General features: G+C 60.9%; 1 protein-coding gene. It reads right to left on the bottom strand.

The window, feature by feature from the left end; genetic code table 11:
* A partial coding sequence (locus SB764_RS41715) for a peptidogalycan biosysnthesis protein (RefSeq protein ID WP_410866994.1) occupies positions 1-261 on the bottom strand: 261 nt, incomplete at both ends.

Genomic DNA, 261 nt, shown 5'->3' with positions numbered 1-261 from the left:
CTTCAACTTGGAGGTAACCCGGCAGGCTTTTGAGCAATTCAAAACCGTCCTCGGCATTCGCTGCCAACAACCTTGGCCCGCTCACCGGGCTGAACGGCACCGCCGTCAACAGCTTGGGGTAATAGCCGATACCGGCGCGCTCACAGGCGTCCGCCCAGCCATGATCGAACACGTACTCGCCGTAGGAGTGCCACTTGCGGTAACTGGGCAAGGCCGCCACCAAGCGATCACCTTCCCAATGCAGCAAGTGCTCAGGCTGCC

This window comes from Paraburkholderia sp. SIMBA_027 (genome assembly GCF_046535315.1).
GTDB lineage: Bacteria > Pseudomonadota > Gammaproteobacteria > Burkholderiales > Burkholderiaceae > Paraburkholderia > Paraburkholderia tropica.
The sequence above is the reverse complement of the archived record's forward strand: the minus strand, read 5'-3'. Positions and strand labels throughout refer to the sequence as shown.